This is a genomic window from Streptomyces sp. NPDC046900 (genome assembly GCF_040644975.1).
In the GTDB taxonomy this organism is placed as follows: Bacteria; Actinomycetota; Actinomycetes; order Streptomycetales; family Streptomycetaceae; genus Streptomyces.
The window spans coordinates 20378-30914 of the sequence record NZ_JBEYXD010000091.1; the positions used below are offsets into that span (position 1 = coordinate 20378).

8 protein-coding genes are annotated in these 10537 nt (G+C 70.7%); 4 read left to right on the forward strand and 4 right to left on the reverse strand.

Features of this window, described 5'->3' with window-relative positions; all coding sequences use genetic code 11:
- Window positions 1-21 precede the first annotated feature (21 nt).
- A complete protein-coding gene (gene dcm, locus ABZ904_RS42640) occupies window positions 22-1356 on the reverse strand; it encodes a DNA (cytosine-5-)-methyltransferase (RefSeq protein WP_361829506.1) in 1335 nt (444 codons plus the stop codon).
- 241 nt (window positions 1357-1597) lie between these two features.
- Entirely contained in the window at window positions 1598-2287 is a 690-nt protein-coding gene (locus ABZ904_RS42645) for a hypothetical protein (RefSeq protein WP_361829508.1), read from the reverse strand.
- Window positions 2288-2408: 121 nt separating this feature from the next.
- On the opposite strand from ABZ904_RS42645, the gene ABZ904_RS42650 reads away from it, so the two are divergent.
- Genes ABZ904_RS42650 through ABZ904_RS42660 form a run of 3 tightly spaced genes read left to right on the forward strand, consistent with a single transcriptional unit; the run spans window position 2409 to window position 6491 of the window.
- Window positions 2409-3818 carry a transcriptional regulator gene (locus ABZ904_RS42650; protein WP_361829510.1) on the forward strand — a complete coding sequence of 470 codons (1410 nt, stop codon included), beginning with the start codon at window positions 2409-2411 and terminating at the stop codon, window positions 3816-3818.
- Entirely contained in the window at window positions 3818-5650 is a 1833-nt protein-coding gene (locus ABZ904_RS42655) for a DEAD/DEAH box helicase (RefSeq protein ID WP_361829512.1), read from the forward strand. Before ABZ904_RS42650 ends, ABZ904_RS42655 begins: the two co-directional genes overlap by 1 nt.
- Window positions 5634-6491 (forward strand): DUF3883 domain-containing protein, encoded by an 858-nt coding sequence (locus ABZ904_RS42660; RefSeq protein WP_361829514.1) that lies wholly within the window; start codon window positions 5634-5636, stop codon window positions 6489-6491. The genes ABZ904_RS42655 and ABZ904_RS42660 overlap by 17 nt, the downstream gene beginning before the upstream one ends.
- Before the next feature lie 55 nt (window positions 6492-6546).
- Here ABZ904_RS42660 and ABZ904_RS42665 read toward each other — a convergent pair whose 3' ends face one another.
- Both ABZ904_RS42665 and ABZ904_RS42670 read right to left on the reverse strand, forming a co-directional pair.
- Window positions 6547-8553 (reverse strand): DUF262 domain-containing protein, encoded by a 2007-nt coding sequence (locus tag ABZ904_RS42665; protein ID WP_361829516.1) that lies wholly within the window; start codon window positions 8551-8553, stop codon window positions 6547-6549.
- Window positions 8554-8783: 230 nt separating this feature from the next.
- Window positions 8784-9284, reverse strand: a complete 501-nt coding sequence (locus tag ABZ904_RS42670) for a very short patch repair endonuclease (protein WP_361829518.1) — start codon at window positions 9282-9284, stop codon at window positions 8784-8786.
- 293 nt (window positions 9285-9577) lie between these two features.
- Between ABZ904_RS42670 and ABZ904_RS42675 the strand changes: the two genes are divergently transcribed.
- Window positions 9578-9769, forward strand: coding sequence for a hypothetical protein (locus tag ABZ904_RS42675; RefSeq protein ID WP_361829520.1), 192 nt, complete (start codon window positions 9578-9580; stop codon window positions 9767-9769).
- Window positions 9770-10537: the final 768 nt, after the last annotated feature.

Below are 10537 nucleotides of genomic sequence, written 5' to 3' on the forward strand. Positions count from 1 at the left end.
CAGACGCCTCTCAGCAAAGGCTCAGCTGATCCTGGCCCGGTGCTGGTTGAACAGGTTGTGGCGCTGGTGGTCGGCCTGACCGACGAAGGCTTTGAACGCGCCGAGGCTGTAGGCGAGTTGACCGGACTTGCGTTCGGCCGTCTCCAGCTCGAAGTCGTGCCCCAAGTGGTTCAGGCGGCGCTCGACCTCCGGCTGGTCCATGGCGACGCCGTCTGCCGCGAGCTTGACGATGATCTGCTCGGCGGTCAGCGGGCGGGTGCTGCCCTTAAGGACCTTGTACACGGGGTCGTGGACGGGGCTGGAGGCCTCGACGAGGGGCTGCGGCTCGCCCTTCCGGTGCAGCGCGTCCCGGATGGCCTCCCCGAGGGCCTTGGCGACGGGCGGGGGGAAGGCGTTGCCGATCTGCCGGTAGACGGCCGTCTTGCGCCCTTCGAACTGCCAGCCGCCGAACTCGCCGCGCCAGCCCTGGATCCTGGCCACCATGGCCGTTGTCAGCTTCGGTCCGGCGGCGCCGTTCTCGGGCTGGAAGCCGGGCTTGGGCGCGTGGTCGGCGACGCCCATCGCATCCACTCCGAGCGCCGCCCAGGCCTTCTTCGCGCGGGTCGGGCCGAGGTCGGCGCCGCCGTGCTTCTTGGAGCCGCCGACGATGGTGGGGGCGATGCGGCTTGCCTTCTTCGCCCAGTCCGTGACCTGCTCCTCGTCCCAGCCCTTCTCGGCCATCAGGTCGGCGATCGCGTCGGCGACGGTCGTCGGTTTGCCGGGAGTGCCTTTCGGCCAGTGGAAGTAGGGCGCGTATTCGGGCAGGAGGGCGACGAGGACGAACCGCGGGCGCAGCTGGGGGACGCCGAAGTGCGAGGCCTGGAGCACCTTCCAGAAGGCGATGTAGCCCAGGTCGTGGAGTTTGTCGAGGACGGCTTGGCGGTAGCCGGAGAACCGGTTCGTGCTCAGGCCGCGGACGTTCTCCAGCAGCAGTGCTTTCGGCCTCATCCGGCCGCACGCCTCGATGGCCCAGGCGAACAGGTCCCGCTCGTCGCTGGTGCCGAGCTGCTTGCCGGCGATGCTGAACGGCGGGCAGGGGACTCCGCCTGCCAGGAGCGCGATGCCGGGGTGGTCCTCCGGCTTCCAGACCTCGGGGTCGGCTACGTCGCCGACCTCCACGAGGCCGGTGGGCGCCTCCACGCCGTCCTCCTCCAGCAGCCTGCGGAGGTTCTTGTCCAGGGTCAGGGCGGCCTGGGGGTCGAGTTCGACGGCGAGGCGGTGCGTGAACCCCGCGCGGTGCAGGCCCAGTGACTGCCCCCCGGCGCCGGCGCAGATCTCGACGACCTCGAGCGGTTCTTCGCGCTCCGACGCCGACATTCCGATCTCCTTCCAGACGCGCAGGCCAGGCCGGCGCAGGGGCAGCGGTGCCTTCCCGCTTCCGCAAGCACACCGGGTCCTTCCCTAACACCGGGGCCCGACAGGCACGATAGCCGCAGGTCCCGGGCTGGGCGGCCGATCTGTGCGAGGAGCCGGGCAAGGCTGTGGAAGTCTACGGCGTCCCACTGACAACTGCTGACACGGCCGTTGCGCGCGCATCGCGGGTGCGGGGGAGAGGGGGTCAGCTCTCGAGTGCCGCCCGGACGCTGTCCCGGGCGTCTGCGGGCAGCCTCCGGTAGTCGTTCCATGCCCGCTCCAGCGGCGTCGATCCGCGTCGGCCCCGCTCCATCCACCGCTGGATCCGCTGCCGGTCGCCGGGATCCAGTCCTCTGATCTGCGCGAGGGCCTCGTCGGCGCGGGCGGGGCTGCCGTCGGCACCTGAGCGGCAGCGCTTGCACTCCGTGACGAGGAGGACGTCCTCCCTCCCGTCGGGGAGGACGGTGGTGCGGCGGGTGACGGACAGCACGGCCGTCTGATTGGAGTCCTCCATGTAGGACTCGCCGCCGGAGATGCCGCATACCGTGCACATGTAGTCGTCGTCGGCCAGCACTCCCTGCTTCTTCTTAGCGGAGACCGGCTTCTGCGGTGCTGCAGCGCGGCGGGCCGCCGGGTCCCAGACGGGGACCCCGGCCTTGACGAACCGCTGGCCCTCGGCCGTCAGCGTCGCGTCCTCGGTGTTGGTGAGCATGACCCAGCCGTAGTCGCGCAGGCCGCGGATGCGCCGGTCGGCCTGGGAGATGCCGGGGAAGGCCTCGCGGATCTGCTCCTTGGTGAAGGTGCTGCCCTCGCCGATCTCCTGGACGAGCCAGAGCGCTCCGCGGATCATGGTTCCGGCGTCCAGCTCGGGGTCGTTCCAGGCGGGGAGGGGCACTTCCTGCTCCGTTCTCCAGGTGCTTAGGACGCTGATTGTGGATGATCTCGGCGCCCGCTGTCAGCGCCTCCTGCCATGATGCAGGCGACAAGGTGCATTTCGGCTGCTGGAGGCTCTGGTTATGGCTGTGAAGTTCGGCGTCCCGCCCGAGGGCGTGAGGATCCGCTCCTTGGTGGAGGAGCGGCTGAAGCAGGCCATGGCCGACGGCGGAGGCAAGGTCACTGTCGAGTGGCGCGGCGAGCAGAAGCACCTGCATGTGATCTCCATGCCGGTCGACATGCTCTACTTCAACCCGGACACCCACCGGATCCGCGCGCAGCGCACCCTGGACCCCGAGCGCAACCGGGCTCTGGAGGAGGAGCCCTGGAGCGAGCCGGCCCAGACCTACCTGCACAGCCTTCTGCGCTGCCGCCCCTCGAACCCGAACCAGACCGACCCGGACTACATCGCCCTGCGGGACGAGTTGGCGGATTTCGGGCAGAAGGAGCCTGGGATCATCAGCCCCGACGGCATCCTCGTCGACGGCAACACCCGCTGCGCCGCCCTGAAGGACCTGGGCATCAAGGACATCCGGGTCGGGGTGCTCCCCGCGGACACCTCCCGCCGCGACATCAACAGCGTCGAACTGGCCCTGCAGCTGCGCCGCGACAAGCGCCGCGAGTACTCCTACATCAACCGGCTCATGGCCATCGAGGAGGAGCTCAGGGAGGGGCGGCGCGAAGAGGACGTGGCCCGCGACTTCAACATCAAGAAGACCACGCTCCACCAGGACCGCTGGGTCTACCAGTTGATCAATGACGCGATAGGGCGCAGCAGGACCGGCAGCGGCGCCGAACTGCGGCTGGTGGACTTCGAGGACCACCAGGAGAAGCTCCGCGAGCTGCACCGCGACTACACCAAGCTGTCCAAGACCGACCCGGACGCCGCCGATCAGCTCAAGGAGTCGCGGCTGGCCATGGTGGTCCTGAACTACCCTAAGACCACCGTGCGCTTGGCGGAGGCCGACTTCCACCGCCGCTACCTGGACGAGCGGCTGCCTGACGAACTGCGGCCCGCAGCCCAGCAGTCGGCCGCCGTGTCCATCCCGGGGCTGGCCGGGGTGCAGATCCCGGACGCCACGGCCGCAGTGAAGACCACCCGCGCGCTGACCGACGCCCTGCTGCAGGCGAAAGCCGCGTCGCAGGCCGTCGGCAAGCTGGAGGCCCCGGCCGTCGCTGAGGCCGACGCGCTCATCAAGTCGGCGCGCAAGACCTTCGACGTGGCAGTGAAGATGGCCGGGCAAAACGCCCAGCTGCAAAAGCGCCAGGTGGCCGTGCCCGAGCGCCTCACCGACGCCGCCGACTACGTCAACCAGTGCGCTGCGGAGTTCGCCGAGGCCAAGGCCAAGCGCGCCCTGGACGAGGACGCGTTCGACGACGCCCTCATCACCCTGCGGGCCAGCCTGATGCGGCTGGCCAAGCAGGCGGGCCGCACCTTCAGCTCGCCCGGCGACGGCGTCGCCTGGCTGCTCGACGCCACGCAGGTCAAGTGATGGCGGCAGCAACCGGCCGCCCCAGCTTGGAGATCGGATTCGGCGACGGGGTGACCCGGGCGCGGCTGCGCGCCGGGTCCGGCTTCGAGGACGAACTGCGCAGCCTCGCCCTGCGCTTCCGCAGCAGCCTCCAGCGTTCGCCCGGCACTATGGAGGTCGAGATAGACGACCTCCTGACCAACCTGGTGGCCCTGGCTGCGTGGCCCGAGCCGAGCAGCGTGGCCTGGGACCCCCAGCTGGCAGCCTTGGCCACCGACTCCGCCCGGGACGCGCAGACTGTCGCCGAGCGGCTGGACCCTGCTGGCGCCCGGGACGGGGAATTCGACCCCGCTGACGTCGGCCGCCTGCTCGGCGCGCAGTGGACGGCGGACCTGACCGCGTTCCAGCGCCGGGACATCGCCAAACTCCTGTCCCTGCGCCACGGAGCGAACTTCTCGGTCCCCGGCGCCGGCAAGACGCGGGTCGGCCTCGCCGTCTTCCACGCCCTTAGGCGCACCGAAGGCATCGAGCGGCTCCTGATCGTCGGCCCCAAGTCCTGCTACGAGTCCTGGCAGGACGAGAACCGGCAGTGCCTGCAAGACCCGCTGCGCATGGACGTGCTCTCCCGGGACGCAGATCCGGCCGCCGACGCGCTCATCGTGAACTACGAGCGTCTGGGCGGGGCCGTGAACGAGCTGGGCCAGTGGCTGGCCGCCCGCCCGTCCATGCTGCTGCTCGACGAGGCGCACCGCATGAAGCTCGGCGCTGACGGCACCTACGGGGCGGCTTGCCTCGCCCTGGGCCCGCGCAGCCGCCGCCGTCTGATCCTGACGGGTACGCCGGCTCCCAACGGCGTCAAGGACCTGGAGAACCTCTTCGGCTTCGTCTGGCCCGGCCACGGACGGCAGAGGGTCACCCAGGCCGTCGCCGGCGGAGACCTCGCCAAAGCCAGCCAGGTCCTGCGCCCTCTGTTCACCCGCACCACCAAGGGCGAACTCGGCCTGCCGCCCGTGACGACCACCCTGCGGCCCGTCCCGCTGCCGCCCGCCCACCAGGAGGTGTACGAAGCGCTCGCCGGACGCTTCTCTGCCCGGGCTGCAGGCTCCGAGGGCGACTTCCTCGCGCTGGGGAAGGTCATCGTCTACATGCTGATGGCCGCGACCAGCCCGGCGCTGCTGGCTGTCGGCACCACCCGGTACGAGCCGCTCGCCTACCAAGTGCCGCCGCTGCCCGTCCCCGAGGGCACGCCGCTGTTCGACCTGATGCGGGACCTGCCCAGTTACGAGATGTCGCCGAAGTACCAGGAGACCCTGGCGATCGTCGCCCAGAACGCCGCCCAGGGCCGCAAGACGCTGGTCTGGTCGACCTTCATCCGCAGCCTGAACACCCTGCAGCGCATACTGGGCGAGTTCGCGCCCGCCATGGTGCACGGCGGCACAGAGGACCGCGAGGCCGAGATCGACCGGTTCCGCAACGACCCCGCCTGCATGGTGCTGCTGTCCAACCCCGCCACCCTCGGCGAGGGGATCAGCTTGCACCACCACTGCCACGACGCCGTCTACGTCGACCGGGACTTCGCCGCCGGCCGCTTCCTGCAGAGCCTGGACCGCATCCACCGCCTCGGCCTCGCCCCCGACACGCAGACCCGGATCACCGTGCTCGCCTCGGAAGGCACCATCGACGAGGTCGTCGCCCAGCGGCTGACCGACAAGCTCCAGTTCATGGGGAGCATCCTCGACGACCCCGCCGTCCAGCAGCTCGCCGACCTCGATGAGGAGCCCGCCGCCGGGGGAGGCCTCGACCAGCGCGACCTGCAGGCACTGATGGGCCACCTGCGTGCCCGCACCGCCTGACCCCGTCCTGCGCGCAGCGGTCCGCTGGCTGGAGAGGCTCCCCGCCAGCGGACCCGCCCGCATCCGCGCCCTGTTCACCGCCCACAGCGACTTCAGCGACCTCACCCCCACCCAGTACGACGCCGCCTACGACTGGCTCGGCCGGACCGGCCTGCTGGACGGCGCGCGCAGCAGCATCCCCGCGCACCGCCGGGTCTTCGACGCCGCCATCGCGCACAGCGGGGCCCTGTGGCTGCCCGACGCCGACCTCCTGGTCCGCGGACCGGACGAGCTCCCGGACGACGCCGTGCGCACAGCCCAGGCACTGGGCCTGGGCGAGAGCGAGGCCTGCGCGCAGATCGCAGCCGTCTGGGGCAAGGTCGACGCCGGCGAGCGGGCCCGGATCGGAGCAGCCGGGGAACTCGCCCTCGCCGAGCTGCTGACCGCATCCGCCGAAGCATCCGTAGAGCACGTAGCAGCCTGGGCGGACGGCTACGGCTACGACATCGCTGTCCACGCACCCCAGCACCGCTCGCACCTGGAAGTGAAGACGACGCTGCGCCGCAGCCGCCTCACCGTCTACCTCTCCCGCAACGAGTACGAGACGATGCTGCGCGACCCGCACTGGGAGCTCGTCGCCGTCCGCCTCGCGCCGGACCTGCAGCCGCTGGCCGTCGCAACCGTGCCCAAGGACTGGATCGCAGCGCAGGCGCCGGCCGACCGGGGCCCGCACGGGCGCTGGGAGTCCTACCGGCTCGACGTACCCCCTGACGTGCCGCTACCGGGCATTCCGCGTATAGCCCCCCTGCTCGCCCAGGACGCCTCGCACCTGCTCGACGGCACGGCGGGATGGCCCGGCTAGCCCCCTGCGCGGGTAGCAAGAAGCCGGATCGCAGGCCCTGCCTGGCGCCCGGGCCTCAGGGGGCCCGCACCCCGGCATCCGAGAGCAGGAACTCCTCGGTGTCCGCAGGCCATGGCTCGTCGGTGGGCTCAGGGCACTCGCTGAGGGGCTGCGCATCCTCGAACGCATCCTTGAGGGCAGAGCGCCACTGGTCGAGCGAACCGCGCACGAGGAAGGGCCCGAGGCCGAAGGAGACGCTGCCCTCATCGTCGACCCGCATCGGGGCCGACTCGCCGCCGACGGCGACATCGCTGGCAAGGCCGGCAGCAGCGGCATCCAGCGCAGCATCGAATTCGGCGGTGCCGATCCAGCCCACCCAGCTCTGCCCGGCGAGTTCCGCACGGGCCACCAGGAGGCTCCGCCCGGCGCCCGCATACCCGCCCAGAGCCAGGGACCGGTCCGGACCGGCGGCCCGCGCCCTCAGGGTGCTCCCCCCGAGGAAGCCCGGGCGGAAGCCGTTGAGCAGCGCCGTGATCCGCGCTGCGAGCAGGGCCCTGCGGGCACCGAGGAAGTCGCGGTACCTGCCGGCGTCCAAGACCTCCTGGGCCTGCGGGATCGAGTGCGCGGCGAGGTCGCTCGCAGGCACATCGCGGACGTAGGCGTCCGGAGAGCGGTTCCCGATGATGTTCTTCGCCGTCTCCTGGGAGACGAAGACGATGTTCGCGAGCTCGTTGATCTCCGCAGTCGAATACCTGCTGCGGTGGCCTCGCAGCGTCGCCGCGGGATGCACCAGGCTGTACTGGGGCTTGCCGGACCCGTCAGCCGCAGCCGAGACGGGGCTGCCGTCCCACCAGTCGCTCGCACCGGCGTGCGCCGCCGCCAGGTAGCAGAACATCAGGTACGGACTCTGGTGGTTGCGCCCGGCCAGGTCGTCAGCGCTCACGGAGATGCCGCTCTCGCGGATACCGAGATTGGCGAGCAGGGCCCGCACCGGCTCCTCGCCGTCGAGCGCCCTGATGTCCTGCGTCAGCAACGTGTCCGTCACACCGCCGTAGCGGCTGCGGGCCGTGGCCGCCATGAACCAGTAGAGCAGCCCGTCCTCTACGTCAGGCGCGACCTGCGCTCCCTGCGGCTGGCGGCCGTAGAAGACCACCAGGGGGTGCAGAGCGGCCAGCGACGGGATGACAGCCGTGGTCGGGATCAGGAGCCTGTCCTGGAGCAGGGGCACGACCCGGGCGAGGCCGCGGCGCACCTGCTCCCATCCGGCTTCGACCGACTCCTTGCTCGCCGCCGTCAGCTTGGCCACCGACGACAGCCGCTTGCCGGAGATCGACAGGCTCAGGGTGAGGGCCTTGATAAGGAAGTTGACGTCGAGTGCGTACCCGCTCTCGCTCCAGCGGGCCGACTCCGCCTCCAACTGGCCCAGGAAGCCCGGAGCGCGCGCAGACAGCGTCGCCAGCGCAAGGTCGGTCGTCTTCAGCGCCCGGCCGCCGCTGTTCACCCGCACGAAGATCTCCGCGACCTCCTCGTACTCGAAGTCGTGGAGCACCTCCATGTGGAAATCGCGCTGCGTGATCTTCTGCAGCGCGTTGAGGCGGCGCCCGATCTCAGCGTCCGGGATGGCGAGCCCGGCAGCCTTGAGCTCGCCGTGGACGGCGAACACGTCGGACTCCGGCCCGACGACGTCGTAGACCTTGATCCACTTCCTGTCGCGCCGGGTGGCCGCGCTCTGGTTCTGGAAGACCTCCGTCTCGATGTTGAAGACGACCTGGGCTTCCGGATGGTCGGTCAGCACCCGGAACAGCGACGTGAGGCGCTGCTGCCCGTCCAGCAGGTACAGGGGCATCACGCTCGGCAGCGCCTGGGAAGCTCCCAGTGCGGCCTCCCGGGTCTCGGCCGCCTGCCCGGTCTTCCAGAACAGGAGGGAGCCCGCCGGATACCCGCGGTACAGCGACTCGATGAGCCGAGCGACCTGCGACGCCTTCCACACATAGCCGCGCTGGATCTCCGGGAGCATGATCTCCCCGGCAGCGATCTGCGCGACCAGAGTCCGGACATCCCGGTTCGTACGCTCAACTGCCATACCTTGGCCCCCCGGCCCTATCCCCGAACGCGGACTGACTGGGCCAGTCCCGCCCACCGTGCCTTTGCGAAACCTGCAGCACGCCCTCAGGCGCTGGAAGCCCCCCTGCCGCAGCAAGAAGACACCCTATGCGAGGGGTAGGACAGCCGCCCACGGGATCCCCGCAGGGCAGCCGAGCCCCAGGGCTGCGTCCCAGCGACCCTGCGGGCCCTGGCCCGGACGGACCCGCTCTACGCGCGCCCGCCCGCGCCGCCGCGCCCGGCCAGGGCGGCCCGCCGCGACGAGACCGCCTCAAGGACGGCGAGGGAGCAGGCCTGCGCCGACTCGTGCTCCCAGAACCGCAGGACCAGCCAGCCCGCCTCGGCCAGGCGCGCATCGGTGTCGCGGTCGCGCCGGACGTTGCGCCCGATCTTCTCCCGCCAGTAGTCCGGGTTGGTCTTGGGCGCCACGAAGTGGTCCGGGCAGCCGTGCCAGAAGCAGCCGTCGACGAACACGGCAACGCGCGCCGGGCCGAAGACGAGGTCCGCAGTGCGGCGCATCCCCGGCAGCGGCTTGGCGGCGACCCGGTACCGCAGGCCGGCGGCGTGCACCAGGGAGCGCAGGGCCCGCTCCGGGGAGGTGTCGCGGTTGCGGTTGCCGAGCATGCTGCGCCGGTTCGCAGCGGACGACGCCCACGATCCCTCCGGGGGCGTCCAGGGTCGGGGGTATGGCTGTGGAGGCTGAATGCTCATCGCTCTGGCAGTCTAGGCGCAGCGCCGGTGGGGCCGCTCGGACCTGCAGCGATCCGGCCCTCTGCGCCCGTTTCCGCGTGCGGGGCGACGCCGCTGGCCAGGGGCCCGCCGTATGCCTGATGCTCAGGCGGCTCTCCGCTTCCCGGTACCGGGAAGCGGGCCTCTCGGCTGCGGCACGTGCTGCCGTACCAGCCGAAGACCACGCCCCCTGGAGCCGGAGGCCCCCTGCGGCCGCGGGCGGCACCCGTTCCGGGCCGTGGCTGGCAGTGCCGCCTCGTGAGAGGGTGATCGGCATGCTGCGTGAACCAGCCGAGCTCACCATCGCCGACGACGGCACTGTCTCCCTGCCCCTCGGACTCCTCGCCGAAGCCGGCCTGTCCCCGGGCAGCCGGATCCTCGCCTACAGCCGGGGCGACGGCCGCATCGTCCTGCGGCGCCAGCAGGACGCCGTCCAGGAACTGCTGGAGACCGGGGAACTCGCATAGCCGGGCAGCCCGGCCAAGGGTCATGAGCTGCTCGTTGCGGAGCCGACGAGCACGTCGACAGGGACAGCCGAGGACCCGGCAGTCGGCGTTCCACAGGATCGATCACTTGCTCTGGGGACGGTCGATCTCGGCAAGAACACGGACGCGGCCACGAGAATCTCGTGCGTCCGCCAGCTCGGCGTTCTCCTCGCGGAGTTGATTCAGCTCGTCGCAGTCAGCCGGTCGTCCCGCTCACATGCATCGGCCCGGTGCAGGAGGACCCAGCCGCGCACGGCGATAGATGCCCGGATCCCCAAGCGTCCGGGTTTCAGGGAGGGGTGACATGAAAAGTATCGGAGCACTGCGCGGATGCGCGGCCAGGCACCTGCATGCCTACACAGATCCGCTGGGCCCGAGAGCGTTCAATACGTATGACAGGCAGGGGGATCCGCATGGTTTGAGCCCCTTGGACTGCCTTGCGCCTGCCCTGCTCAGCGTCTCCATCGATTACAAGCAGGTCGTCCCGTTGTTCCGCCCTGACGGTCCGGGGGCTGGTGTGCTGCAGGCCATGCAGGCGGTGCTCTCCGACCGGGCGTGTGCTGCAGCGGACTTCTTGGACGTCGCGCTAGTGTCCTGCGCCTGGAGTTCGATGAATATATGTAGTCTTGCTTGCATGGCACGTATGGGACGGCCTATGGCCGAGGTGACGTTGACCGACGAGGAGCGCGAGACGCTGCTGCGCTGGTCGAGGCGGGCGACGTCCGCGCAGGCCCTGGCCCAGCGGTGCCG

Excerpts from the sequence above, each read along its gene's own strand:
- dcm (WP_361829506.1), bottom strand. The coding sequence starts at position 1,356 with ATGTCGGCGTCGGAGCGCGAAGAACCGCTCGAGGTCGTCGAGATCTGC.
- ABZ904_RS42650 (WP_361829510.1), top strand. The coding sequence starts at position 2,409 with ATGGCTGTGAAGTTCGGCGTCCCGCCCGAGGGCGTGAGGATCCGCTCC.
- ABZ904_RS42655 (WP_361829512.1), top strand. The coding sequence starts at position 3,818 with ATGGCGGCAGCAACCGGCCGCCCCAGCTTGGAGATCGGATTCGGCGAC.
- ABZ904_RS42665 (WP_361829516.1), bottom strand. The coding sequence starts at position 8,553 with ATGGCAGTTGAGCGTACGAACCGGGATGTCCGGACTCTGGTCGCGCAG.
- ABZ904_RS42670 (WP_361829518.1), bottom strand. The coding sequence starts at position 9,284 with ATGAGCATTCAGCCTCCACAGCCATACCCCCGACCCTGGACGCCCCCG.
- ABZ904_RS42675 (WP_361829520.1), top strand. The coding sequence starts at position 9,578 with ATGCTGCGTGAACCAGCCGAGCTCACCATCGCCGACGACGGCACTGTC.